The sequence below is a fragment of the Marinomonas aquiplantarum genome (assembly GCF_003314975.1).
Lineage (GTDB): Bacteria > Pseudomonadota > Gammaproteobacteria > Pseudomonadales > Marinomonadaceae > Marinomonas > Marinomonas aquiplantarum.
Genome location: NZ_QNRF01000001.1, coordinates 225,235 through 251,104 on the forward strand (window position 1 = coordinate 225,235; position 25,870 = coordinate 251,104).

General features: G+C 45.8%; 21 protein-coding genes. 8 read left to right on the plus strand and 13 right to left on the minus strand.

What is annotated here, in order from left to right; genetic code table 11:
* Positions 1 to 39 precede the first annotated feature (39 nt).
* A complete protein-coding gene (locus tag DFP76_RS01130; protein ID WP_113872847.1) occupies positions 40 to 1,803 on the plus strand; it encodes a sigma-54-dependent Fis family transcriptional regulator in 1,764 nt (587 codons plus the stop codon).
* Between the two features lie 26 nt (positions 1,804 to 1,829).
* On the opposite strand, the gene DFP76_RS01135 is transcribed toward DFP76_RS01130, so the two are convergent.
* The 7 genes from DFP76_RS01135 to DFP76_RS01165 form a co-directional block, all read right to left on the minus strand.
* A complete protein-coding gene (locus DFP76_RS01135) occupies positions 1,830 to 2,597 on the minus strand; it encodes a coniferyl-alcohol dehydrogenase (protein WP_113872848.1) in 768 nt (255 codons plus the stop codon).
* Positions 2,598 to 2,873: 276 nt separating this feature from the next.
* The gene (locus DFP76_RS01140; RefSeq protein WP_113872849.1) at positions 2,874 to 3,470 is read right to left on the minus strand and encodes a Crp/Fnr family transcriptional regulator; all 597 of its coding nucleotides are present in this window, start codon (positions 3,468 to 3,470) and stop codon (positions 2,874 to 2,876) included.
* 31 nt (positions 3,471 to 3,501) lie between these two features.
* On the minus strand, positions 3,502 to 4,446 hold the full coding sequence (locus tag DFP76_RS01145) for a DMT family transporter (RefSeq protein WP_113872850.1): 945 nt from the start codon (positions 4,444 to 4,446) through the stop codon (positions 3,502 to 3,504).
* A 20-nt stretch (positions 4,447 to 4,466) separates the two neighbouring features.
* Positions 4,467 to 5,306, minus strand: a complete 840-nt coding sequence (locus DFP76_RS01150; RefSeq protein ID WP_113872851.1) for an arylamine N-acetyltransferase family protein — start codon at positions 5,304 to 5,306, stop codon at positions 4,467 to 4,469.
* 71 nt (positions 5,307 to 5,377) lie between these two features.
* Complete coding sequence (locus tag DFP76_RS01155) at positions 5,378 to 6,385, minus strand: sterol desaturase family protein (RefSeq protein WP_181799769.1); 1,008 nt, start codon at positions 6,383 to 6,385, stop codon at positions 5,378 to 5,380.
* A 67-nt stretch (positions 6,386 to 6,452) separates the two neighbouring features.
* The gene (locus DFP76_RS01160) at positions 6,453 to 7,850 is read right to left on the minus strand and encodes a DUF4856 domain-containing protein (protein ID WP_113872853.1); all 1,398 of its coding nucleotides are present in this window, start codon (positions 7,848 to 7,850) and stop codon (positions 6,453 to 6,455) included.
* Between the two features lie 193 nt (positions 7,851 to 8,043).
* Positions 8,044 to 9,018: a helix-turn-helix domain-containing protein gene (locus tag DFP76_RS01165; protein ID WP_113872854.1), complete on the minus strand. Its 975-nt coding sequence runs from the start codon at positions 9,016 to 9,018 to the stop codon at positions 8,044 to 8,046.
* A 201-nt stretch (positions 9,019 to 9,219) separates the two neighbouring features.
* Here DFP76_RS01165 and DFP76_RS01170 point away from each other — a divergent pair, with 201 nt between their 5' ends.
* From DFP76_RS01170 to DFP76_RS18070, 4 genes are all read left to right on the plus strand, one after another.
* Entirely contained in the window at positions 9,220 to 10,638 is a 1,419-nt protein-coding gene (locus DFP76_RS01170) for an ethanolamine ammonia-lyase subunit EutB (RefSeq protein WP_113872855.1), read from the plus strand.
* A complete protein-coding gene (gene eutC / locus DFP76_RS01175; RefSeq protein ID WP_113872856.1) occupies positions 10,638 to 11,489 on the plus strand; it encodes an ethanolamine ammonia-lyase subunit EutC in 852 nt (283 codons plus the stop codon). Before DFP76_RS01170 ends, eutC begins: the two co-directional genes overlap by 1 nt.
* An 81-nt stretch (positions 11,490 to 11,570) precedes the next feature.
* Positions 11,571 to 12,932 carry an ammonium transporter gene (locus DFP76_RS01180; RefSeq protein ID WP_113872857.1) on the plus strand — a complete coding sequence of 454 codons (1,362 nt, stop codon included), beginning with the start codon at positions 11,571 to 11,573 and terminating at the stop codon, positions 12,930 to 12,932.
* Positions 12,933 to 12,934: 2 nt separating this feature from the next.
* Positions 12,935 to 13,099: a hypothetical protein gene (locus tag DFP76_RS18070; RefSeq protein ID WP_181799770.1), complete on the plus strand. Its 165-nt coding sequence runs from the start codon at positions 12,935 to 12,937 to the stop codon at positions 13,097 to 13,099.
* 139 nt (positions 13,100 to 13,238) lie between these two features.
* Here DFP76_RS18070 and purL read toward each other — a convergent pair whose 3' ends face one another.
* Both purL and tadA read right to left on the minus strand, forming a co-directional pair.
* Positions 13,239 to 17,138, minus strand: coding sequence for a phosphoribosylformylglycinamidine synthase (gene purL / locus DFP76_RS01185; protein ID WP_113872858.1), 3,900 nt, complete (start codon positions 17,136 to 17,138; stop codon positions 13,239 to 13,241).
* Between the two features lie 114 nt (positions 17,139 to 17,252).
* The gene (gene tadA / locus DFP76_RS01190; protein ID WP_181799779.1) at positions 17,253 to 17,744 is read right to left on the minus strand and encodes a tRNA adenosine(34) deaminase TadA; all 492 of its coding nucleotides are present in this window, start codon (positions 17,742 to 17,744) and stop codon (positions 17,253 to 17,255) included.
* 93 nt (positions 17,745 to 17,837) lie between these two features.
* Here tadA and DFP76_RS01195 point away from each other — a divergent pair, with 93 nt between their 5' ends.
* Positions 17,838 to 18,254 carry a CBS domain-containing protein gene (locus tag DFP76_RS01195; protein ID WP_113872860.1) on the plus strand — a complete coding sequence of 139 codons (417 nt, stop codon included), beginning with the start codon at positions 17,838 to 17,840 and terminating at the stop codon, positions 18,252 to 18,254.
* Here DFP76_RS01195 and DFP76_RS01200 read toward each other — a convergent pair.
* From DFP76_RS01200 to DFP76_RS01215, 4 genes are all read right to left on the minus strand, one after another.
* A complete protein-coding gene (locus DFP76_RS01200) occupies positions 18,251 to 18,511 on the minus strand; it encodes a cold-shock protein (protein WP_113872861.1) in 261 nt (86 codons plus the stop codon). The two genes, DFP76_RS01195 and DFP76_RS01200, sit on opposite strands and share 4 nt — an antisense overlap.
* Before the next feature lie 73 nt (positions 18,512 to 18,584).
* The gene (locus DFP76_RS01205; RefSeq protein ID WP_113872862.1) at positions 18,585 to 21,368 is read right to left on the minus strand and encodes a valine--tRNA ligase; all 2,784 of its coding nucleotides are present in this window, start codon (positions 21,366 to 21,368) and stop codon (positions 18,585 to 18,587) included.
* Positions 21,369 to 21,497: 129 nt separating this feature from the next.
* Positions 21,498 to 21,839 (minus strand): hypothetical protein, encoded by a 342-nt coding sequence (locus tag DFP76_RS01210; RefSeq protein ID WP_113872863.1) that lies wholly within the window; start codon positions 21,837 to 21,839, stop codon positions 21,498 to 21,500.
* A gap of 250 nt (positions 21,840 to 22,089) precedes the next feature.
* Entirely contained in the window at positions 22,090 to 23,550 is a 1,461-nt protein-coding gene (locus tag DFP76_RS01215) for a leucyl aminopeptidase (protein ID WP_113872864.1), read from the minus strand.
* A 119-nt stretch (positions 23,551 to 23,669) separates the two neighbouring features.
* Between DFP76_RS01215 and lptF the strand changes: the two genes are divergently transcribed.
* A complete protein-coding gene (gene lptF / locus DFP76_RS01220; protein ID WP_245931834.1) occupies positions 23,670 to 24,788 on the plus strand; it encodes an LPS export ABC transporter permease LptF in 1,119 nt (372 codons plus the stop codon).
* A gap of 3 nt (positions 24,789 to 24,791) precedes the next feature.
* The gene (lptG, locus tag DFP76_RS01225) at positions 24,792 to 25,853 is read left to right on the plus strand and encodes an LPS export ABC transporter permease LptG (RefSeq protein WP_113872866.1); all 1,062 of its coding nucleotides are present in this window, start codon (positions 24,792 to 24,794) and stop codon (positions 25,851 to 25,853) included.
* Positions 25,854 to 25,870 lie beyond the last annotated feature (17 nt).

Here is a 25,870-nt window from a genome sequence, read left to right on the forward strand (position 1 = left end):
ATGTTAATCATTTCATCAAGTGAATACAGGAACAAAATAATGACAAACACACATCGCATTTCACTTGCAGACATGGCAAAAGGAAGCAGTAACGTTTTATTAAAAGGCAGTTCAAAAGAGCTCAAGGGGCAAGCATATCCCTCTCTAGACGACCTTACCGAATGCCTCTCATTTTCTCCCGGCGATGGTCGAATCTGGTTAGAAGACCAACGTATGATCTTACTGCACAGTTCATCCTTTGGCTTACTTAGACAAGAGTTAATCGATTCCATCGGCTTAGACAACTCTCGCGACATCTTAACGCGAACAGGCTATTTATCAGGCATAAGAGACGCGGAATTAATCCGCAAACGCTGGCCTGATGCCGAGCCCGCAGCGATTTTTGAGGCAGGCACAAGACTGCACGGGCTAGAAGGCTTGGTCAAAGTAGAAACCGTCCATTTTGAGTTTGATACCGAAAAAGGCTTATACGATGGGGAATTTCTTTGGCATCACAGTACTGAGGTAGAAGAGCACATCGCCGCTTACGGTCTTGGCAGTGCGCCCGTTTGCTGGATGGAATTAGGGTATGCCATAGGCTATGTGTCCGGCTTGGTTGGCTCTCTTGTGGTGTTCCGTGAAGTCGAATGCCAATCCATGGGGCATTCAGTTTGTCGAGTGATTGGTAAATCCGTAGAACTTTGGGACAGTGTTGAGGATGACATTCGTTTTCTTAACGTTTCGTCTAAGGACTCCCCGAAAGCCCCCAATTCGACGCCTGAGTTTGAGTCGGTCACCACAACAGAATTCACCGAAGAAACCACTATGATAGGTGTCTCAGCGGCTTTTAGCGCGGCTAACCATGCTTTACAGAAAGTCGCTCCTACGAGTGCCACTGTGTTATTTACGGGGGAGTCCGGAGTTGGTAAAGAATTATTTGCCAGCATGTTGCACCAGTTCAGTCGTCAAATAGGCCCATTTATTGCCTTTAATTGTGCTGCGTTACCTGAAAACTTATTGGAATCTGAGTTATTTGGAGTTGAGAAAGGCGCTTTTACAGGGGCATCTCACAGTCGACCAGGGCGTTTCGAACGCGCCAACGGTGGCACCTTGTTTTTGGATGAGATTGGCACACTGAATCTGGCTGGTCAAAGCAAATTATTACGCGCTTTGCAGGAAAAAGAAATTGAAAGAGTGGGTGGTATTTCGCCCATAAAAGTCAACGTCCGAGTCGTTGCTGCTACCAATATTGACCTCAAAGCTGCTGTTAAACGAGGTGAGTTTCGTGAAGATTTATTTTTTCGCCTGAATGTTTTTCCGATACACCTACCGCCATTACGAGAACGAAAAGCGGACATTCCACTGTTAGTGGATCACTTTTATCGTCATTTTTGTCAATTGCATCAAAGATCCCCAACAGGCTTCACTCAAAATGCTCGCCGAGGTTTATTTAATTATGACTTTCCAGGCAACATTCGGGAATTACAGAACTTAATTGAACGAGGCGTGATTGCATCTGAGGAGCATGAATTGATCGAGTTACATCATCTGTTTCGTAACGAAGCGATCCCAGAGGAAGTAATCTACTCAATCAATCAACAAGGTGCATTAAGTCAAGCTCAAGCAATGCAAGATTCACATGACGTACTAACTCAAGTCTCTCAATTTGTGGCAGGAGAGACCTCGCTAGACCTTGAAGCATTAGAACTCAATTTATTGCAGCAAGCCGTCGACAGCGCACAAGGCAATCTATCGGAAGCCGCCCGCCGAGTAGGGTTAAGTCGACCTCAATTAGCCTATCGACTTAAAAAAAGGCCCAGCTAGTGGGCCTTATCGATAAGGATTTAGTGTTAAATGTAAGTCGATGCCAAACCGCCATCAATCGGAATGTTGGCACCACACACCCAGCGAGCTTGGTCGGAGCATAAAAAAGCAATGACCTCAGCCACCTCATCCGAATAAGCAGGACGTAACATACGATCGGCGTCGGCTTGCACTCTTTCTTCCCCAAGCATAGAGACGAAATCGCCTAAAATAGGGGTCATTACCGGACCCGGAGCCACACAGTTCATACGCACAGAATGGTCTCTAAACCAAGGTAGAGCCTGTTGTGTAGTCCATACAATGAGGGCCTCTTTGAAATATTGATAACAGGTTTCTTGGTCCACTGGGTGTTTGGCTAGCCATTTTGCACCATCATCATAGCTTTTAGTTGCAGCTAACGCTTTGTGTTCTTCCAGACGCTCCGGCCAAGCAGCCCCCAAGATAGAAGCCACATTAACAACACTAGCGCCTTTACTAAAATGAGGAATTAAAGATTGCGTTAAATGCCTCAGACCAAGGTAATTCACTCGTCCCACTAACTCTGCGTCGGCGGTACCTGGCACCCCAGCAATATTACATAACCCATCTATTTGAACAGGCAACTGCTTAACTGCCCTATTAATTGCCTCAGGGTCTCCAAGATCAATTTGGATGAAACCATCCAGTGATAAACTGGCTTCATTGCGGTCCATTCCAATCACTTTAGCACCATGAAATCGAGCCAGTTTTGCAACATCCGCTCCAATACCTGAAGACACTCCAGTCACCACAATGGTTTTATTCGCTAACATCATATTCTCTTCCCCTTATTTTTATTATGAAACTTAATGCATCAGCACTTACGCTATAAACAGTGCTCACATTAAGGGAATTGCATGGACTGTGCCCAAATGCCAAAGAGTCGAATCAAAAGCACATAATAAAAATATAAACCTATGATATTTAATGATTTTATTGAAATGAAAGCAGAGCAGCCAAGCATCTCCTTATGCACTTGGACAAAAATACACTTTAATCAAATGATAAAAACATCATCCTAGAAACACTGTAAGCTTGATGATTTCGGAGAATCAAACATCCGGCTTCAAGCGAATTTTTTGTCGAATTCGGCTCAAAGCCACTGGTGTAATGCCTAAATAAGAGGCGATTTGCTGTTGAGGAATACCGTCTTTTAGATCCGGGTATTCAACACAAAAATCCAAGTAACGACGTTCAGCAGAATACTCAACAAAGGCACTTTCTCGCGTCTCTTTAGTGAGGAAAATTTGCTCCATGAATCGACTGTAATAGGTTAAAAAACCTAAGTCTTGATGCATTTGGGCATAAAAATCTTGCCAGTCATAAGAGCTGATAACACAATCCTGTAAAGCCTGAATGCCAAACAGGGTTGCTGAGTTTTCTACCATGGCACGAGTAGAACCGATGATTTTCGGCGCGCGTACAAAGGTCTTAGTGAACTCCTTACCTTCTTCGGAAATATTCACGTAACGTACTAGACCTTTATGCAAAAAGAACAGTCGCTGAGCGTACTCCCCTTGACGAAATAAAAAATCTCCCTTCGCCACCGCGTGAAAACTCATTGGCAAAGACAATTTTTGCCAATCAATATCATAACCTTGCTCTGCAAAGTGGTGTTGGAATTCGATCTCTAGCTGCGCCTTATCCATGCCTTATCCATATACCTTTCGCTCAATGCGGTTAACGAGAGTTTAGCCCTACAAGAACTCTGTTCCTATTTTGCTTATCGATCAAATACAAAGCCAGCAGTAAGCACACCAAGCCTAATCCAAACCCCATATTGAACAACAATGTCCACTGCCATGACGACAAAGCCAACCAAAGCGCCACCCAAACGGGAATGGTATAAGAAGCCGCCAAGATACGATTGGCTCCCACAGAACGCACTAAGATTTGCTGCAACATAAAGGTAAACAGGGTTGTGAAAACAGTCAGGTATAAACCGTTCAACCAAAACCCTAACTCGCCCCACGCCACACTAGACAAATCCCCCCACATAATGGCGATGGGCAATAACCATATGGTGCCAAACAGCATAATCAAAAAGGCGCCTTCAAAAGCACCAACGGCTTGCCCCCACTTTTGCACTGACACCACATGAAAGGCCAACAAAACAGAAGCACCAAGAAAGATATAATCCCCTTTGTGCCAAACAAAAGGCCCGTTTCCTTGTGTTGCCAATAATACCAATACGGCTCCAAAAGAGCCCAACACAAAACCAAACACCTTAAGTATTGAAGCCGACTCACCTAACCAAAATTTAGCAATCAACACCCCCATCAGCGGCACTAAGGTGTAAAGCACAGAGGTATGTAATGGTGTCGTTGATTCCAAAGCGGCAAACATGCCAATGAAGAAGCCAACCAAAGCGCCACTGATCACGGCGTATTGCCAGACTTTTTGACTAGAAAAAAGCGCACTAAGCTGGGTGACGCCTTTCGCTTTATTGACGGATTTATTCATCTGCATTTTGACGAGCAGAATGCCTACCATCAGTACCAAAGCCAAGACAAAGCGAAAAAATGCCGTGGCGATGGGACTGGCGTAGGCCACCATATTGCCCGAAACCACAAATGACGACGCCATGAGTAAAGCCCACACAAATAGTGTGATAAAAGGATTCATAACAAACGTCCTTATCTTGGTTATGATAGTTCAGTGGTTTGATGGGGCGATAATTCTGCCAATTTGGGAGCAATAAATCGGTCAAATACATGCTCAGCAATGACCATTTCCACATGTATATGAAACACCTCAGCCAACAAAGCATGTAATGCTTGTGCTGAGTCGATCAGACGTTCTTGTTCGAGACCATTTTGACGAATAAAAAAGACCTCATTGCGTATACCCGAAGTTCGATCGGCGTCTTTAATACTCACCACCAAATTGTTTACGAACACGGCTTTAGGGTGTTTAGAAGAGAAGAAATTCCCCATTAAACAGTCCGCATCTGTGTATTCAGCTAAATCAAAACGATACAAGGTATAAAATTCACCCGCCTTTTGAATCTGTACATCATACTCACCGTCCTGCACCACAATACGATACCTTTCATGACCAATTTGCTGCAGCAAATCTGATTGCAATAACAGGGGAGCAATCGGACAATCCGCGCCAAAGCCAACATCAAGGAGATAGGTTTCTTCCTCAACCTTGACCAGCGTAACGCGATGAGTACGTGGGCGATCTATTTCCTGTCCATTTAATACCCTGGCCATCACTAAGCACACGTCATAACCAAGGCTTTTCAACAATTCAAACGCTAGCTTATTGTGTTCAAAGCAATATCCACCTAATCCATGCAACACAATTTTTTCATAGACATTGGTTAGATCAAGAGACACCTCTTCACCAAGCAATACCGCCAGACTATTAAAGCTGTACTTAGCGATATGAGCTGCCTGCAATTGCCCGACAAATGCCACCGACAATTCATCAGGTTTTGTTAGCTTTAGATCCGTTAAATAAGCATGTAAATCAGACATCTGTATTTTCCTCTGTGTTTCACCATGGTCAGCAGAGTACATTGAAAGACAGTGTAAAGAATTAACCTAGGTTAATTGGCATAAAAAAGTGAGGTGGTGGAAACCAGAATCATAATAATGGCAGGCATTTTAGAAAAAAGTCGACGTTTCAGACTCTCCAATGCGTATTGAAAAGGCTCTACATACATGGCGAACAACCCCTTACTATCAAAACGGGTGTTGGTACCAAACACCAATTTTTGTCGCCAGTCTGCTTGCTTCCAAGAGCCGAACCACCTGTCCCAAAGCGCTAATACCACACCAAAATTACAATCATAATCCTCTATTGCTGACGAGTGATGTCGTTGATGCTGAGCAGGTGAAATCAACCATTTCTCCCAACGGCCATAACTCAATACCACATGAGAATGGCGCAAATTAGCACCTAGCACATTGAATACAAAGGTAAATACAGAAACACCCCACACTGTGTACAAGGACACCTGTCCAGGAAAAAGACTAACAAAAAAGGTGATACAAATCGCTTGAACCAAGGCAGAACGCAAAAAGAAAAGCACTCCCTCTACAGGGTGAGTACGAAACACTGTCATTGGCGTCAGCACTTTTGCACTGTGATGCACCCGATGAAACGCCCACAAAACAGGCCATTTGTGTAGCATTCGATGCAAATAGAAGCGACTAAAGTCATCCAGCAAAAAATAACACAAGGTGAACAAGGCAATCACATAAGCAGTCGGCAAACTGAGCTCGACAGAATAAGGAAACCAATTCTGACTCTGGTAATAGAGCCAAGTCGTCAGTAGCACACCGCTAGGTAACCGTGGTGACAGCAAGGCCATAACAAAACGGTTAAAAAAGAAAATGACGTAATCGTGACGGGCAGATCTATGCCACCACACGCTAGGAGAGAAGAGTTGGATAAGCTGTGGCTTCAACTTACCAGGGTAACGCCAAGCATAAAAAACCACTGCGACTATAAAAGCCGACACCAGATACCAGATCGACACTCGCTTCTGCACACTTTGCAAATCCGCAAGGGTCTGTTGTAACACAGCGAGCAACCACTCAAGATAGGTCATAAACATTCAATACAAAGCCAAAACATAATATGAGAAGGCGCACCTTCTCATATTATAAGCTCTGATATTAGTCGTTTTCAGCACTAACACCTGTATTCAGGTTTTCCATTAGGTCTGAAATACCTGCGGTACGATCATTCAGCTTGGCTTTCAAAGCAAACTTCTCAGCCAGATGCACTTGCAGTTTCAACATATTCAACTTGTACTCATTCATAGAAATGCTCTTACCTTGAATGAATGCACCGTCTGCACCGACGGCAACCACTTGTGAATCACCGAATAATACGGGACTGAAACCTGTCAAACGATTCAACTGTACTTGCGTTTCACCCAATTCACGACCCGCCGCCTGCAAAGACAAGGTAAAGCCTTTCAGCTCACCCCAATGTTTCACATAGTTACGGTAAGGCTTAGCAATGTCGCCATTGGATTTTTCCGCTTTTTGCAGTGTCTCAATGTCTTTGTAGACACTACCAGCGTATTTAAACGCCGCTTCAGCAATGACTTTCTGCCAATTATCCGCAATCACCTTTGCGTAACCGCGTAGTGTTTGACGCTCAGCAGACGATAAGGCTTCACCTTGTGCGTCTTGGATCAACTTACGACCATCGTAGAAAGCCTTCATGATGGTATGGAAATATTGAGTACCACCTGACGCATCGACACTCGCAGCGTAATAGGCGTGAGCAAATGCCATTTCAGATTTAAGGTCAACCACGCCATCTTTGTTGTAATCCGCCTTAGCAAACACTTCTGGCTTCATTTTTGTGATGTCGACCACTTCTTTTGGCGTTAAGTTCAAAGCATGAATCGGCGCGCCGAAATAACCAAAAGCCTCATCCCACACATGCTCTTTGCCAGTGTAAGCCACACCATCTTTATAGGCTTTATCATTAGGATGCACATCGGCACCTAGCTTTTCATCAAGGTAATGGTTAACCGCTTTGTTGTAGAAAACCGCACCCATTGAAAATTTGGAAATCAATTGGATGTAGTCATAACCATTCACTGGATCAAATCCACCTTTGGTTTTCGCCGCTTGCACTATCATGCTGTTCAGCACTTCAGCTGCTGTCATGTTACCAGGCCAGCCAGTTACTACACCTTTGTATGCGCTGGTTGCTAAGTCTTTACCCGAAGATAGCTCGTCAATTTCGCTTTGCTTGATCGCAAAGCCTTGATTAGAAACGGGATCGATAATATCGCGACCTGCCGCGGTGCCCGAGAAGTATAGATTTAATTCATCAAGCAGTGCTTGATTGTCTTTACCATTGCCTTGCTTACTTAATACTTTGATTGAGTTATGCAATGCATGCCGCGCAATTTGTCCGCCATATGACACTGAGCTTGTTTTATCGCCCTGATAGTCCTTTAACGTAATGCCAAATTCATAGGTTGATTCTGCTGCCTGTGTGGCTCCTGCCATACTTACCATCAGCAAAGATAAAACCCATTTATTTTTCATATTGAACCTCTAGTCATACTCGCGTTGAGTATTTTTTTATTTTGAAAGATGTAAAAAAATTGCATGAGGAAACAAAGATACTATTGATTCTTATTTTCTGTTAATGAAAAAAATCTATTGGTTTATAAGAACTGTTTATAGTTGAGTATCATAAGGAGGGAATAGAGACAAAAAAGACACGCTTAAGACAAAATTAACAGCGCCATTCTAGAGTTTGTGACGGCTGCTCTCCAAACAACTGCTTGTAATCTTTAGCGAATTGACTCAGATGCCAAAAGCCCCATTGCCCGGCAATTTGGCCAACATTAATCATATTCGACGTCCCATCAAAACTGGCTTTCACCAGATCACGTCGCACTCCGTTTAAACGAGTAAAACGCAAATACTGAATTGGACTCACGCCAAGAATACTTTCAAAACTGTACTGCAGAGTACGACGACTTACGCTGGCCACTTCGCAAAGTTGCGTCACTGTAACTGGTGCATCCATGTGTTGATCCAAAAAATGACGAGCGCAATCCACGACTTTTTTACGATGATGATAACTTTGTGTTCGTGCAGGTTGTGGCGTTTCCACTTTGAGTACTTCTAGTAAAGCCATTAAGACAATGTCTTTTTGCAAACGCGATGGCGTTTCATTCTGCTCCACTGACAACAAACGATGCAGTAAAAAACGTACTTCTTCTAAAGTCTTGTCCGGTACACCAAGACGACCGTGTTCGGTAAGCTCTTTCCAGTTCAAGTCCAAGCCATGAATATCAGCAACCTTCGTAAGATTATCTTGGTCTACTACCAAGCCGAATAAATCGTATTCTTCCGGTGTGGACAACTGAAATTCGCAGTTACCAGGGCGACACATAATGGTATCGGGGCGAATGGTTAAACCATTAATTCGACTGGCCTGCTGGCCTTCAAACGGAATGCCCAGCCACACTGAATCTGGCCACACAACGCACTTTTGCTGCAATGCTTGGCTGGTGTGTTCACTAAATACCTGCAAACCATCAAAAGACAATTCAACAATACTGCCATAAAAGCTGCCGCGACTGGTTTGATCATACTCTTGCTGCCAATTGGTTAGGTTACTGGCATGCAAATCGGCATCATGAGCTTCAGAAAACTGAACCTCTCCGCCCCATCTTGGTGCATTTTGATTTGCATTTAACATATCAAGGTTACCCGCCTCAGCTTTATAAAACCATAAGATAATGATTTATAAGGTTTTTTAAAGTTTGCCATTATTCGATAACGCCTCTTCGGCAATTTTCATACAGTAGATAACAGCAAAACCTGTGCCTTTTTACACCTCTCCACAGAAAGCACGGTTTGCCGTTTCACTTTATGAGTAACCCATATAAAGAGCTAATACATGAACCCAAACCGCAACACACCGCAATTTCGTCATATTCTGGGAGAGCGAACCTTTACCTTCGCAGACCTTGCAGACCTTATGGCTAAAGCGACCCCAGCGCGTTCTGGTGATCGTTTAGCTGGTGTGGCAGCAGAAACCGCTGAGCAACGTGCAGTGGCACAAATGACCTTGTCCGATGTGCCTCTCTCCCTGTTTCTTGAACAACCACTAGTTCCTTACGAAGAGGATGAAATCACCCGCTTAATTATAGACGAGCATGATAAAGCCGCCTTTGCGCCTATTTCTCATCTTACTGTGGGCGGCTTTCGTGATTGGTTATTAAGTGACTTAGCCAGCCCAGAAATGTTGAAATCCATCCGTGCTGGCGTGACGCCTGAAATGGCGGCGGCGGTAAGTAAAATCATGCGCAATCAAGATCTCATTCTGGTTGCGAAGAAATGCCATGTTCGTACTGGGTTTCGTAACACCATAGGTTTACCCGGTCATTTATCCACGCGCTTACAACCGAACCACCCTACCGACGACTTAACTGGCATAGCAGCCAGCATGTTAGACGGTTTGTTGTATGCCAATGGCGATGCAGTAATTGGCATTAACCCAGCGACTGACAACGTTCAGCAAGCCACTCGACTTATCAAGATGATGGATGAGGTTATCCAGCATTACGAGATTCCAACGCAATCCTGCGTACTGACTCATGTCACCAATACTATTGAGTGCATTGAACAAGGCGCACCTGTGGATTTGGTGTTTCAATCCATTGGTGGTACCCAAGCGACCAACGATAGTTTCGGCTTCAACCTAGCGACCTTAGCTGAAGCTCAAGACGCTGCCTTATCTTTAAACCGAGGCACAGTGGGCAACAATGTGATGTATTTTGAAACCGGTCAAGGCAGTGCGTTGTCCGCTAATGCCCACCACGGTTTAGACCAACAAACTTGTGAAGTGCGTGCCTACGCGGTAGCGCGTAAATTTGATCCTTTATTGGTAAACACTGTAGTTGGCTTTATCGGCCCAGAATATTTATACGATGGCAAAGAGATTACTCGTGCCGGATTAGAAGACCATTTTTGTGGCAAATTACTTGGATTGCCAATGGGCTGTGATGTTTGCTACACCAATCACGCCGAAGCCGACCAGAATGACATGGACAACTTGCTGACCTTATTAGGCGTCGCCGGCTGCACTTTTATTATGGGCATTCCCGGCTCTGACGACATCATGCTCAACTATCAAACCACCTCATTTCATGATGCTCTGTACGCCAGACGCGCTCTTGGCCTTAAACCTGCACCGGAATTTGATGCTTGGTTAGCGAAGATGGAAATTTTCAAAAACAACGAACAATTCACCTTGAATTCGCAGTTGCCTTCGGCCTTCCAACCCTCGCTACAACGTTTAATTGGAGGTCTGTAATGACGCAAGACAAACCGTCTCAACAGGATGCCGTAACCGAGAACAGCTGGCAAAAACTGACAGCCTTTACCGATGCTCGTGTTGGCCTAGGCCGTTCTGGTGTCAGTACACCAACAAAGCATTTGTTAGCCTTTCAGTTAGCTCATGCGCAAGCCATCGATGCAGTGCATACCCAACTCGATGCACAACAACTTGCGCAGCAAATGATGGCTCAGGATTGGGCCCCAAACTGTGCCCCCCTATTTTTGCACAGTCGCGCGACGGACCGCGCCACCTATTTACAGCGCCCCGATTTCGGTCGTCGCTTAGACCAAGCGTCGGCAGGCAGCTTGGATCAACACACACAGAACAGCAAAGCAGAATACGACTTAGTCATCGCCGTCGTGGATGGCCTGTCGTCTCTTGCTGTCGAACAAAACACCATGCCTTTTTTAGCCGCCTTGTTCGATTACTTATCGGAAGAGAACCCTTTGAATCAACAGGCTTGGTCAGTCGCTCCCATTTGTTTCGTGGAGCAAGGTCGTGTGGCCATTGGCGACGATATTTGCGAAAGGCTCAATGCCAAGTGTGTGTTAGTGCTGATTGGTGAACGTCCCGGATTAAGCTCTCCCGATAGCTTAGGACTGTATTTAACTTGGGGCGGGAAGGTCGGCTACACAGACGCTTACCGCAACTGTATTTCTAACATTCGTCCGGCAGGCTTGGTGTACCCAGAAGCAGCACGTAAGGCCTTTTACCTGCTAAACGAAGCAAGAACTCTGAAATTATCAGGCGTGAAACTAAAAGATAGATCGGATGACGATTTGCTTGAACACGAAACACAAACCACAGAAAACTTTTTAATTTCATAAATAAACAGCGCGCTAAGACGCTGTATAAATAACGACTTCGGTCATTAAAAGCTAACAACTCCCACAAAAAGGAACAAAACTATGGCTACAGAAACCCCAACCCTGGAATCCTTGCAAGCGTCTCTCGATGCTCAGCAAGCGATTTTTAACATGCACCAAGCTATGAACGTAGAAGTTTTCTACTGGTGGTGTACCGCTATCATGGTGATGATTCACGCAGGCTTCCTAGCCTACGAAATGGGGGCATCACGTAGTAAGAACGCCCTCGCCGCAGGGGTGAAAAACATTCTTGCGCTGGCCGTTATCATCCCCACTTTCTACCTGTTCGGCTGGTGGATCTACAATGCTTTCCCTGGTGGTTTGATGCCAGTAGAAGCCTCTTCTGCTTTGCCTTGGTCACAAAGTATGGGTCCTGATGTACAAGACATGGGCACAGGTATTTTCTGGGCTGCATTCGCATTGTTCGGTGCGACCACAGGTTCGATCATGTCTGGTGCGGTTATCGAGCGTATTCGTGTCAGCGCTTTCCTTATCCTGACAGTTATTTTGGGTAGCGGCGTGTGGATTCTTGCTGGTGCTTGGGGCTGGCACCCAGACGGCTGGATGCTAACAGAAATGGGTTACCATGACGTAGGCGCATCTGGTGTGGTTCACGCTATTGCTGGTTTCTTCACTTTGGGTGTACTAATCAACTTAGGGCCTCGTGTGGGCAAGTTCATCAATGGCGTTCCGCAGCAAATTCGTGCTCACAACCTACCTATGACCTTAATTGGTTTGATGATGATCATCTTCGGTTTCTTCGGTTTCCTCGGCGGTTGTATCATCTTTAACGGTGGTGACACTGGCTGGACAACTATCTACAACAACCCAACAAACCTTTCTGCTTTCGCTTTCAACACGCTAATGGGCTTTGCCGGTGGTGTAATCGGTTGTTACATCGCGACTCGCGACCCTTTCTGGACAATGTCTGGTGGTCTAGTGGGTATCATTTCCATCGCCGCAGGTCTTGATCTATACGATCCAGGTTTGGCCTTCATCATCGCGACTTGCGTAAGCTTCATTGCGGTTGGTGCTGCGAAACTGCTTGAGAAAAAAGGCATTGACGATGCTGTTGGCGCGGTGGCCGTTCACGGTGTAACCGGTGTGGTAGCGGTTATTCTAGTTGGTGTTTTCGCAGGTGGTACACCAAACGTAGGTGGCAACCCAGCAATCAGCCTTTACGGTCAAACGGTTTGTGCCATCGTCATGGCGGTTCTTGGTTTTGTGCCTGGCTACGCTGTTTCTTACTTATTGAAGAAATTCAACATGCTACGCGTACCAGAAAACGTGGAAGTATTGGGTCTAGACGAGGTCGAAATCTTGGCTCACCCTTACCCAGAAACCGTACCAGCTAAAAGCGGTACAACAACGAATGTCGGCGATCTAGAAGCGAAAGGAGCTTAATTATGGGAACCTCTATTACATCTTGGGAAAATGTCTCAGCGTATTTTACCTTTGCTGATAATCCACTTGCCCTGATGCTATTCAGCCTAGGTGTGGCAGGCATCGTGGTAGGTCTGATTCGCTTTATTATGAAGCACGAAGCGGAAGCATTTGATAATCACAAGTAAGCAAAACACGTTCAATAAATGACGTTAACAAGTCGGCGTTGATATGAGCCAATAATACCTGACTCATTATTAAGCCGATAACAAAAAAGGCCTGATATTCCATCGAATATCAGGCCTTTTCGTTTAAGCCATTAGCGGCTTAGCCTAACCATTTACGACCGTTTTGGAACAAACGCAGCCAAGGTGCTTGCTCTTCCCAGTCAGTTGGGTGCCAGCTATGCTGAACCGTACGATAAACACGCTCTGGGTGAGGCATCATAATGGTCACACGACCATCTTCAGACGTTAATCCAGTGATACCTTGTGCAGAGCCGTTCGGATTGAACGGATAACGCTCCGTCGCTTGACCATAGTTATCTACGTATTGCAGTGCCACTTGTTGATTGGCTTGCAGCAGCGCTTGATGTGCTCCATCACGGTATTCTGTTTGACCTTCACCGTGTGCCACAGCGATTGGCAAACGAGAACCTTCCATACCTGCCAACAAAATGGAGTTGGATTTTTGCACTTCCACTTGCACCAAACGCGCTTCAAATTGCGCTGATTGGTTACGGACAAATTTCGGCCAATTTTGCGCGCCCGGAATCAGTTCGTGTAAGTTAGACAACATCTGACAACCGTTACATACCCCTAAACTGAAGGTATCTTGGCGATTAAAGAAAGCTTCAAACTGGTCGCGAGCACGAGCATTGAAAAGAATGGACTTCGCCCAACCTTCACCCGCACCCAGCACGTCACCGTACGAGAAGCCACCACAAGCAACCAAGCCATGGAATTCGGCTAAATCAATTCGACCTGACAACACATCACTCATGTGAACATCAACAGGGATAAAGCCGGATTTATGGAAAGCCGCCGCCATTTCTACTTGACCGTTGACACCTTGTTCACGCAACACGGCCATACGAGGCTTCACGCCTGTGGCAATGAAAGGCGCCGCAATGTCTTCGTTGTGTTCAAAGGTCACCTTCGCAGACAAACCAGGGTCTTTAGCATCCAACAGATTGTCGAACTCTTGTTGTGCTAATTCTGGGTTATCACGCATCGCCTGAATACGATAACTGGTTTCTGACCAGACTCGTTGCCAGTTAATACGAGTTTCTTCTAACAATGTTTCGCCAGCCAAACGCACACGAATTTGATCATCGCCCGATAGCGTGGCAATCGGTGCAACCGCAACGCCTGCTTTGGTATAAGCCGCCACAACTGCATCAACATCCGCTTGATTGACTTGAACCACTGCACCCAACTCTTCATTGAATAAAGCTGGCGCGACTTGCTCTGCAGAGTTAACCACGGCATCTAAATCAATGTTTAGTCCTAAATGGCTAGCAAAAGACATTTCCGTCAAGGTTGCGAACACACCACCGTCAGAACGGTCATGGTAAGCCAACAATTTACCTTCTGCGTTTAACGCTTGAGTGGTGTCGAAGAAGCCAGCCAATGCAGCAGCATCATCCACATCTGGAGCCTGTTGACCTAACTTGTTGTATACCTGAGCAATAACAGAACCACCTAGGCGATTTTTACCGGCACCTAAGTCAATCAATAAAAGCTGTGTGTCGGCTTTATTTTGCAATTCTGGCGTTAAGGTTTTACGAGCATCGGCAACCGGCGCAAACGCCGAAATCACCAAAGACAATGGCGACGTGACGGCTTTTTCTTGCTCACCTTCCTTCCAAACTGTTTTCATCGACATGGAATCTTTACCCACTGGGATTGCAATATCCAATGCAGGACACAGTTCCATACCAACGGCTTTAACCGTTTGATAAAGTTTTTCGTCTTCCCCTTCATGACCTGCTGCGGCCATCCAGTTTGCTGACAACTTGATCTGGTTACGCTGAGTAATCTGCGCCGCCGCTAAGTTAGTCAAAGCTTCACCAACCGCCATACGACCAGACGCTGGCGCATCCAATAGAGCAACAGGTGTACGCTCACCCATGGTCATGGCTTCACCTGTGTAGCTGTCTAGAGAAGACGTAGTGACTGCCACATCGGCGACTGGCACTTGCCAAGGACCGACCATTTGATCACGCGCCACCATACCCGTAATGGTACGATCACCAATGGTAATCAGGAAGTTTTTACTCGCCACTGTCGGCAAACTCAATACACGCTTCGCCGCATCCGCTAAATCCACGCCCATTGCAGTGAAGTCATCACCCGCAATGACGGCTTTGGTAGCTTCACGATGCATCTTCGGCGGCTTGCCAAACAGCACAGACATTGGAAGATCTACAGGTTTGTTACCAAAATGGCCATCTTCTACCTGCAAATGCATTTCTTCTTTGGCTTCACCCACAATGGCAAACGGACAACGCTCACGCTCACAGATCTCACGGAACTCATCCACTCGATCCGCTGATACTGCCATGACGTAACGTTCTTGTGACTCGTTACACCAGATCTCCAAAGGCGACATACCAGGCTCATCATTTAAGACCTTACGAAGGTCAAACGTACCGCCGCGTTCACCGTCTTTGACTAGTTCAGGCAAGGCATTTGATAGACCGCCCGCACCCACATCATGAATAAAGCTGATTGGGTTCTTATCCCCTAGTTGCCAGCAACGGTCGATCACTTCCTGACAACGACGTTCCATTTCCGGGTTACCACGCTGTACGGAAGCAAAGTCCAAGTCTTCGTTACCATCAGACGAGGCCATAGAAGACGCGGCACCGCCCCCTAGACCAATCAACATCGCTGGTCCACCAAGCACGATAAGCTTAGCGCCTACCTTGATTTCATCTTTTTCGACGTGTTCACGGCGAATGTTACCAAGACCACCAGCCAACATGATTGGCTTGTGATAACCACGTACTTCTTCTTGTGAAGCACCTTGAATTTTTTGTTCGTAAGTTCGGAAATAACCCAATAGGTTTGGACGCCCGAATTCATTGTTAAACGCCGCGCCACCAATTGGACCTTCGATCATAATATCCAATGGCGTGACGATACGGGCAGGTTTGCCGTAATGGCTTTCCCATGGTTGCTCGTAACCTGGAATTTTAAGATCAGATACGGTGTAACCGCTCAACCCAGCTTTGGGTTTTGAGCCAATACCCGTCGCCCCTTCATCACGAATTTCACCACCAGAACCGGTTGCAGCACCAGAGAAGGGTGAGATCGCCGTTGGGTGGTTATGAGTTTCCACTTTCATCAAGATATCGATGTTTTCTTGACTGAAACCGTATTCACGAGAATCTGGAGAAGGGAAGAAACGACCCGCATGATGACCTTCCATCACCGCGGCATTGTCTTTATAAGCAGACAAGGTGCCATGAGGATTATGTTCATGGGTGTTTTTAATCATCTTAAACAAAGAGCGCTCTTGCTCTTCGCCATCAATGGTCCAAGACGCATTGAAAATTTTATGACGACAATGTTCTGAGTTTGCTTGGGCAAACATCATCAATTCAACATCGATTGGGTTACGCCCCAAAGCGACAAATGATTCAACCAAATAATCAATTTCGTCGTCAGCTAATGCCAGGCCTAAGCTTTGGTTTGCCTCAACCAAAGCGGCACGACCACCACCTAACACATCAACACTGGTCATTGGAGCCGGTTCTGCATGTGAGAACATTTGCGCAGCGTCGCTCAATGCCGGGAGCACGCTTTCTGTCATACGGTCATGCAACATAGCCGATAACAAGTCCAACTCTTCTAACGTCAGCGGTTGGCTACTGTGAATAAAATATTCAACACCACGCTCAACACGAGACACAGCGGCCAAACCACAGTTATGAAGAATATCCGTTGCTTTAGAAGACCAAGGAGAGATAGTGCCCAAACGAGGGACAACTAAAACGCTCTGATCAGACGATTGAATGTCTGCCGATTTAGGGCCGTATTCAAGTGCTCGTTGTAAAACAACCTCTTGTTCAGACGTAAGAGACTGATCATCAGCCAGTTCAACAAAATGAATAAACTGAGCATCAACGTCGGTAACAGACGGAACAGATGCAGTCATATTCGCTAATAACTTTGCCTTACGAAACGCTGATAGCGCTGCGGAACCATGCAGGGTTAGCATGTTGGTTATTGCCTCATTTGTAGTTTTGGGGGAAATGGTGCGGGTATTTTAAATCAATGAGGCAAATAGAGGCCAGCAGAGTCTGACTTTTCTGCAAAAAAAGGGGCAAATTAATTAGGAAATAGGAGGATTTGACAAGTCTTTGAGCTTTTTCTTTTGTGCCCGACGATACTGAAAAAATCGCGTCAGCTGTTCCGACGCCACTTCGGCCAACACCCCACCCTCAGCAGTCACAGAGTGATTCAAAAAAGGCGCATCAAAAAACCGCCCTTGGCTCTCCACAACGCCACTTTTGGGCTCTGTTGCCGCATACACAACACGCCCTATACGAGCATGAATAATGGCCCCAGCACACATGGAACAAGGCTCAAGTGTGACATAAAGAGTGGCATCTGGAAGGCGATAATTGCCTACGCTCTGACAAGCATCTCGAATCGCTTGAATTTCAGCATGAGCCGTCGGATCGCATTTCGAAATAGGCGAATTATAGCCTTCTCCGATCACCTTGCCATTTTGCACAATAATGGCACCAACTGGAATTTCGCTTTCGCCTGCGGCCTTTTCTGCTTGCTTAAGCGCCAACGCCATCCAGTCTTCTTCTGTCATCATTGATCTACCTCAATTGGTGCGCATTGCGTTTTACTCATTCTTCACCCAAACTCAATGAAAACCTATAAGTCGTACAAGGAGATAGCTAGAATGCAAACCGTCGCAGATTTAATGGTTACTAAGCTGATTACATTGAGAGAGAACGACTCTCTGGCGACCGCCAAAACCATTATGCAGGAAAAAAACATTCGCAACATTCCCATCACCAATGACGAGAATGAATGCGTCGGCATGTTAACTCAACGGGAATACTTGCGTCATGCCTTCCACCTTGTCAGCCAATTTGGCACTCAACAACTGTCCAAAAAAGAACAACAAACACCTATTTCCAACGCCATGAACAAGGACATCTTGACCATCAGCCCAGACATGGCTCTCGACACAGCGGCCGAATTCTTTATTGACAATAAGTATGGCTGTTTACCAGTGCTAGAAGACGACAAACTAGTGGGTATTTTAACCCCAGTCGACTTTGTCAAACTGGCTCATAAAATGCTAAACAGCTAATGGCCCACAGCCTGCTCATTAATGTCTTTTTGAGTGGGTTGAGTCACACTATTTTCCACTTGAACGTCCATCGCTTGTAAACCGAAATCTGTTTTCGTTAATACAAAGCTCACACTTTGCCCCTTCTTAAGGGTTTTATGTCCAGTGCAAGAAATGGATTTATAATGTACAAACACGTCGGTATCCGCTTCTCGTTTAATAAAGCCGATGCCCTTCGCATCATTAAACCACTTAACACTTCCCGTCAGTCGTTGCATTTAGATCGCCTCTTTTTTTATTTTTATTAAAGTAAGCGCGAAGTCAGGACACCAGCCCTGACCTCTCATTTTTTTATAGTGATTCTATGCTGGCTTTTTGATCTTCTAACTTACTGACCGCCAACTTAAGGTCATCACATTTCGCTCTTTCTTTTGCGACAACCGCTTCAGGTGCCTTCGCCACAAAACTCTCATTCGACAACTTACCTTCAATACGCTGTAGGTCTTTAGATGCCTTATCAATTTCTTTTTGCAAACGCGCAAGCTCCGCATCTTTATCGATCAGACCTGCCATCGGCACCAAGACTTCCATATCACCCACTAAGGCAGTGGCCGACATCGGCGCTTCGTCACCAGCATTCAACCAAGTCACTGACTCAAGTTTCGCTAATTTTTGCAAGAAGGTCAGGTTCGCTTCTAAGCGCGCTTTATCCTGCTCAGATCCATTACGGAATAGCACGGTTAACGGCTTAGAAGGCGCAATGTCCATTTCGCCACGGATGTTACGAACGCCAAGAATAACCCCTTTAAGCCATTCCACATCCGCTTCGGCTTGCGCATCTTTTTTCGCATCTTCCGCTTCAGGGTATTGCGCCAACATAATGGTGTCACCTTCAACACCTGCAAGCGGTGCGATGCGCTGCCAGATTTCTTCCGTTAGGAATGGCATCATTGGGTGCACCAAACGCAAGAAAGATTCCAACACACGAACCAAGGTCCGACGCGTACCAGTCAACTGAGCCCCAGTAGCATTCTCATCCCATAGTACCGGCTTAGACAATTCCAAGTACCAGTCACAGTATTCGTGCCACATGAACTCATACAAAGCTTGTGCTGCAAGGTCATAGCGATGTGTTTCAAAGGCACGATTGACCGCGTCTTCGGCATGCTGTAAGCGTGAGATAATCCATTTATCCGCCAGCGACAACTCTACCTCTGCGCCATTTTGTCCACAATCTTGTTCTTCTGTGTTCATCAACACATAACGTGTGGCGTTCCAGATTTTGTTACAGAAATTGCGGTAGCCTTCCAAACGATTTAGATCAAACTTGATGTCACGACCACCGGATGCCAATGAACATAAGGTGAAACGCAAGGCATCTGTACCGTAAGCTTGGATCCCTTCTGGATAAGTCTCACGGGTATTTTTTTCCACTTTTTCAGCCAAACGAGGCTGCATCATGCCGTACGTACGTTTTGCCACCAAAGAGTCGATATCGATACCGTTAATCAAATCCAATGGATCAATCACGTTACCCTTGGATTTCGACATCTTGTCGCCGCGCTCATCACGAATCAAGCCAGTGATGTAAACAGTTTTGAACGGCACTTTATTGGTGAACTTCAAGGTCATCATGATCATTCTGGCCACCCAGAAGAAAATAATGTCAAAGCCGGTTACCAAGACATCAGACTCACTGAAGTCCATAAAGTCTTGTGTTTCTTCCGGCCAACCTTGCGTCGCGAAGGTCCATAATGCGGAAGAGAACCAAGTGTCTAGAACATCTTCGTCTTGTGTTAATTCAAGATCGGCTGCCAAACCGTATTTGGCACGTACACTTACTTCGTCTTTACCAACATATACTTTGCCGTCAGCATCGTACCAAGCTGGGATTTGGTGTCCCCACCACAATTGACGAGAGATACACCAGTCTTGCAGATCTCGCATCCAAGCGAAGTAGGTGTTTTCCCACTGCTTAGGCACAAATTGAATGTCGCCGTTTTCAACCGCTTCAATGGCAGGTTTGGCTAGACTTTCTACTGCCACATACCACTGTTGTGTCAAGTAAGGTTCAATAACCGTATTACCACGTTCACCACGAGGTACTTTTAGCTTGTGGTCTACTACTTTTTCCAACAAGCCTAAAGCATCAAAATCAGCAACCACAGCTTTACGCGCATCGAAACGATCCATGCCACAGTATTTTTCCGGTGCATTGTCGTTGATGGCGGCGTCATCATTGAAAATATTGATCAACGGCATGTCATGGCGCTTACCCACTTCATAGTCGTTAAAATCGTGAGCTGGGGTGATTTTCACACACCCTGTACCAAATTCTTTGTCTACGTATTCATCGGCGATAATAGGAATACGTCGCCCTACTAGAGGCAAATCTATTTCTTTACCAACCAATGAAGCAAAACGCTCATCATCAGGCGCGACCGCCACACAAGTATCACCAAACATGGTTTCTGGACGCGTTGTCGCAACCACAATATGATCTTTACCATCAGAGGTTTTAACGCCATCCGCTAGTGGGTAACGGAAGTACCACATGAAGCCGTTTTCTTCTTCCGAGATGACTTCAAGGTCAGAGATTGCTGTATGTAAAACTGGGTCCCAGTTAACCAGACGTTGACCACGGTAAATAATGTCTTCGTCAAACAAACGGACAAACACTTCCTGTACCGCTGCCGACATGCCAGGGTCCATCGTAAAGCGCTCTTTATCCCAAGCGACAGAGTCACCTAACACACGCATTTGGTCAGAAATGGTGCCGCCAGATTGGCCTTTCCACTCCCAAACCTTGTCTAGAAATTTTGCACGCCCCAAGTCATGACGAGTGACATTTTGTGCCGCTAATTGACGCTCAACCACCATCTGGGTCGCGATGCCGGCATGGTCACAACCTGGTTGCCATAATGTACGACTGCCCTTCATACGTTCACGACGAATCATGGCGTCCATCAAGCTATGCTGGAAAGCATGCCCCATATGCAGACTACCCGTGACGTTTGGCGGGGGAATCATGATCGAAAAAGGAGTGCCGTTGCCTTGAGGTGAAAAATAGCCACTCTCTTCCCAACGTTTATAAATAGGCTGTTCGATACTTTGAGGTTGGTAAGTTTTTTCCATTATGGTGTCTTAAAGCTCTTTGTAATGTCGCGGTCAAAATTAATGGGGTGGAATTATACCCTGTCATAGCCAGATAAAGAACTATAGGGTTTGGTTTCAATAAACATCATACGAAAACAGCGTAATAACTTAGTTTTCGTTTTTCGACTCAGTGGTCTGCATGACCTGAATCACTTCGGCCACCAATTCAGGCAAGCGCTTCTGCAAGACTGAAGTAATAGCCTGTTCTAATGCTTCTCGTGAGGCGTAATTGGAAACAGCAGCCTCAACCGAAGACTCAACTTGCTCAGTGACATCCTCTACGGAATGCACAAAATGCTCTTCCTGACTCACGCCATCTTCTTCTGAGTCTGGGTCCGTCACGACATCCATTAGAATAGGTATGTCGTCCTGATTACGCAGCGCAGAAATCAACGCTTCTTCATCCGGCTCATGAGTTTCTTCATTTTGATTCGTCGCAAGATCTGACATATAAAACCAATCGTTGAAATGCTAAATGAAATTGTTTGTGACCATATCAAACAGGCCACACAATCTCTCCACTTTCGCATTGAAGACCTCAAAAGTCTAGTCTGCCAAACACACAAACAGCCAATGCAAACTGCTCATTTGAAAACTAAAATCTTGATTCCTAATAGGTTTATCAAAAAAAAGCGGCGATAAAAATATCGCCGCTTTATGATCATTAAAGCCTAGGTTTTTCTCTAGCAGAGAAAGTCGCTTAAGCCTTGCTAAGCAAGTAGCGCGTCAACAAGGCAACAGGGCGACCACTTGCCCCTTTATTTGCGCCACCCGACCAAGCTGTGCCAGCAATATCTAAGTGTGCCCAAGGATAAGATTCCGTAAAGCGAGATAAGAAGCAAGCCGCCGTTACAGAACCAGCTTCAGGACCACCGATGTTGGCAATATCAGCGAAGTTACTGTCTAACTGCTGCTGATATTCTTCATCCAGAGGCATCTGCCAAAGCTTATCGGCGGACACTTTTCCAGCCGTTTTCAACTCAGCGGCTAACGCCTCATTGTTTGCATACATACCAGAATTCACACTACCCAAAGCCACCACACAAGCACCTGTTAGAGTAGCAATGTCGACAACGGATTTAGGCTCAAAGCGTTCGATGTAAGACAAAGCATCACACAACACCAAACGACCTTCCGCATCGGTGTTTAGGATTTCTACGGTTTTGCCAGACATGGTCTTCACAATGTCACCCGGCTTAGTCGCATGACCACTTGGCATGTTTTCCGCCGCCGCAATGACCGCGGTAAAGTTCATTTTAGGCTTCAATTCACAAATGGCTTTCATGGTGCCAAAGACACTTGCTGCGCCACACATGTCGTACTTCATCTCATCCATTTTCGGACCAGGTTTCAATGAAATACCACCCGTATCAAAGGTAATACCTTTACCCAATAAAACATAAGGAGCATCGCCTTCTTCACCACCACGGTAATGCATGACAATCAAGTAGCTCGGTTGATCACTACCACGACCAACAGACAGCATACAGTGCATACCCAGCTCATCCATCTTAGTTTCATCCAACAACTCGACGTCGATAGAGAAGTCTTCTGCTAATTGCTGCGCTTTCGAAGCAAGGTAACTTGGCGTACATACATTGCCTGGCAAATTGCCTAGCTGACGCGCAAAAGCTGAACCACTTGCGGTGGCTTTACCAATTGCCAATGCGGATTCATCGCTACCTTGAAGTAATAGGGTCTCCACTTTTGTGGCTTTTTCAGCATCGTCTTGTTTGAAACCAATGAAGTTGTAGAAACCTTCGTTCAACCACTGTGCTACCAAGGCAATGATTTCTGACTCCGAACGGTCTTTCATGACCAAACCTTGGTTTGCCACAGCGACGTTCGCGAACGGCAGACCTTTAATTTGTGCCGCCACTGCCGCCACCACTTTACGCGACTGCATATCACTTAAAGCATCGCCTTTACCGACGCCGACCAACAATACGGCTTGCGCAAAATCTTGACTTAAAGAAGGCAGCAATAAAGTCTGTGCAACACCCCCTTTGAAAACACCGGTTTCACGCAATTGAGAAATGTGCCCAGCGGCATTTTCATCCACCCAAGCGGTCGACTCAGGCAAGTCGCCTTCACTTGGTACAAACACGACCAACAAATCTGCCTCTACATTAGGCAGGCGATCAAATAACGCCATATTCATGAAAGAACCCTCAATAAAATAACTTTAAAAAAATACTGGATAATGTCCTTCTTACCACGAGATAATGGGGGCTTTAGATGTGTAATCAACTCTCGGCTTAGAAGCATTAATCATCAGAGGTGACTTTGAGACTATTCAGATACTTAGCGAAAGAAGTGCTGGTGTCAACTGCTGGCGTCACGCTAATTTTATTATTAGTGATTTTGAGCGGGCGTTTTTCCTACTACTTAGGGCGCATTGCGGAAGGCAAAATGACCTTCGAATTTCTCTTTGTTATCTTGGGGTATCACATTCCCAGTTTTGTACAAATGATCATTCCATTGGCCTTTTTTCTTTCTCTGCTGCTCGCGTTTGGTCGCTTGTACATTGAAAATGAAATGTCGATTTTATTCTCCAGTGGCATCAGTAAAGTCAAGCTAGCAGGTTACACCCTAGGCATTGCCTTTCTAATCAGCCTTTTCAGTGCCACCATCAATCTTTGGCTCGCACCAGCCAGTGAATACAAAGCCGCCGAAGCCTCACAACAGCAGAATCAGCTCTCTACTTTTGACTTTTTGATTCCAGGACGTTTTGAAGGCAGCGGACAACGCACCACTTATGTTGACAGTTTCACGCCGGAAGAAGGTTGGATGAATAACCTTTTCATCTCGGATGTTATTCGTAAAAAAGGGCAAAATATTCCAGTGCAAACCTTTGCCGCGAATGCTGAACAGATTCGCATCAGTGATAGGGGCGATCAAAATTACCTCGTCTTTAAAAATGGCACTCGCTACGAAGGCCAGCCCGGCACCGCAGAATATCGTGTGACGCAGTTTGATACCTATGCCATCAGAATGGAAAATCAAGCCAGCGATCCCATCGACGATCCTTTCACTCAAAGCACACTTACGTTGCTTAACAGTGATCGTAAAATTGATAAAATTGAACTGCAGTGGCGCTTATCCCTCGTCATTATCATTCCAATTCTGGCCATCATTGGTTTGTCTCTGAGTCAGGTAAACCCGAGACAAGGTCGCTTCTTTAAAATGCTACCCGCCATTCTTATTATGATTCTCTATCTCGCACTACTGATATGGGGTCGCACAGGACTGGAAAAAGGCAAGCTACCAATGCAATACGGATTATGGTGGATTCATGGCATCTTCTTACTCTTGGCCGGGTTACTGTTTGCCCAGTACAACCAAGTATTTCATCGCCGCAAAGCACGCTTACCAAGCACCACAGAGGTTGAACAGTAAGTCATGAGTAAAATAGACAAGTACATTGCCAGCAGTGTGTTATGGGCATTTTTGATTGTGGTTCTGGTGTTACTCGGGCTCGACTTTGCATTAACCTTTATTGAGCAGATCAAAAAAGTTAATGAGCACTATACCGTCGCATCTTTGCTGCAAGTTATTCTCTTTCGCTTGCCTGGAAAATTTGCCGAATACGTTCCTATCGCCTCACTGATAGGCACCCTAATGGGGTTAGGAACTCTGGCCGCAACATCTGAACTGACCGTCATGAGAGCCGCTGGCATGCCCATTTGGCGCATTGGATTCGCCGCTTGCCAGCCCATTTTATTGGTGTCTTTGATTGGCCTTGGTGTGTCTGAATTCGTGTCGCCAGTCAGCGAGCAAAAAGCCAACCTTATTGAAAAATTTCGCAATCAAAAAAGCGGCGAGTTTTCCCTTACCGGTGGCGTATGGCTAAAAGCAGACAATCGCTTTATCTACATCGATGCGGCAGACAATGCTGGAAAACTGTACGGCATTGAAATTTTTGACCCCCAAGAGCAACAACTAAAAAGCGTTAAAAAAGCCGCAACAGCAACCTATGTGGACGATTCACTCTGGCAACTGAACCAAGTTTCTGAAACCCTCTTTTACCCAGATCGAATCGATATAAAACAAGCTGAAACTCAAGACTGGCATATGAGCATCAAACCAGAACACCTCTATCTGGCATCTCAAGACCCTGAAACCTTGTCTCTGAGTCAATCCATCAGCTATCAAAACTATTTAAGCCAACAAAATTTGGATGCGTCACAATACGAACTGGAGTTCTGGATTACCATACTAAGACCCATTGCCGCGATGGCTTTGGTACTCGTCGCGTTATCCAGTGTCTTTGGGCCACTGAGATCCTCCACCATGGGAGGCCGCATCTTCTCCGGCGTGTTGATTGGCTTAGCGTTTCAGAATGCGCTTAACCTATTTGGACGCATGAGTGTCGCCGTGGATTTTCCACCCGCCATTGGTGTGAGTATTCCTATCGCCATTTGCCTTTGCGCAGGCATCTTATTAATGAAGAGAAGAGGTTAACCCTCTCTCTTCAACCA

Coding starts and splice junctions, on each gene's coding strand:
- DFP76_RS01130 (WP_113872847.1), top strand. CDS start 40: ATGACAAACACACATCGCATTTCACTTGCAGACATGGCAAAAGGAAGC.
- DFP76_RS01135 (WP_113872848.1), bottom strand. CDS start 2,597: ATGATGTTAGCGAATAAAACCATTGTGGTGACTGGAGTGTCTTCAGGT.
- DFP76_RS01140 (WP_113872849.1), bottom strand. CDS start 3,470: ATGGATAAGGCGCAGCTAGAGATCGAATTCCAACACCACTTTGCAGAG.
- DFP76_RS01145 (WP_113872850.1), bottom strand. CDS start 4,446: ATGAATCCTTTTATCACACTATTTGTGTGGGCTTTACTCATGGCGTCG.
- DFP76_RS01150 (WP_113872851.1), bottom strand. CDS start 5,306: ATGTCTGATTTACATGCTTATTTAACGGATCTAAAGCTAACAAAACCT.
- DFP76_RS01155 (WP_181799769.1), bottom strand. CDS start 6,385: ATGACCTATCTTGAGTGGTTGCTCGCTGTGTTACAACAGACCCTTGCG.
- DFP76_RS01160 (WP_113872853.1), bottom strand. CDS start 7,850: ATGAAAAATAAATGGGTTTTATCTTTGCTGATGGTAAGTATGGCAGGA.
- DFP76_RS01165 (WP_113872854.1), bottom strand. CDS start 9,018: ATGTTAAATGCAAATCAAAATGCACCAAGATGGGGCGGAGAGGTTCAG.
- DFP76_RS01170 (WP_113872855.1), top strand. CDS start 9,220: ATGAACCCAAACCGCAACACACCGCAATTTCGTCATATTCTGGGAGAG.
- eutC (WP_113872856.1), top strand. CDS start 10,638: ATGACGCAAGACAAACCGTCTCAACAGGATGCCGTAACCGAGAACAGC.
- DFP76_RS01180 (WP_113872857.1), top strand. CDS start 11,571: ATGGCTACAGAAACCCCAACCCTGGAATCCTTGCAAGCGTCTCTCGAT.
- DFP76_RS18070 (WP_181799770.1), top strand. CDS start 12,935: ATGGGAACCTCTATTACATCTTGGGAAAATGTCTCAGCGTATTTTACC.
- purL (WP_113872858.1), bottom strand. CDS start 17,138: ATGCTAACCCTGCATGGTTCCGCAGCGCTATCAGCGTTTCGTAAGGCA.
- tadA (WP_181799779.1), bottom strand. CDS start 17,744: ATGACAGAAGAAGACTGGATGGCGTTGGCGCTTAAGCAAGCAGAAAAG.
- DFP76_RS01195 (WP_113872860.1), top strand. CDS start 17,838: ATGCAAACCGTCGCAGATTTAATGGTTACTAAGCTGATTACATTGAGA.
- DFP76_RS01200 (WP_113872861.1), bottom strand. CDS start 18,511: ATGCAACGACTGACGGGAAGTGTTAAGTGGTTTAATGATGCGAAGGGC.
- DFP76_RS01205 (WP_113872862.1), bottom strand. CDS start 21,368: ATGGAAAAAACTTACCAACCTCAAAGTATCGAACAGCCTATTTATAAA.
- DFP76_RS01210 (WP_113872863.1), bottom strand. CDS start 21,839: ATGTCAGATCTTGCGACGAATCAAAATGAAGAAACTCATGAGCCGGAT.
- DFP76_RS01215 (WP_113872864.1), bottom strand. CDS start 23,550: ATGAATATGGCGTTATTTGATCGCCTGCCTAATGTAGAGGCAGATTTG.
- lptG (WP_113872866.1), top strand. CDS start 24,792: ATGAGTAAAATAGACAAGTACATTGCCAGCAGTGTGTTATGGGCATTT.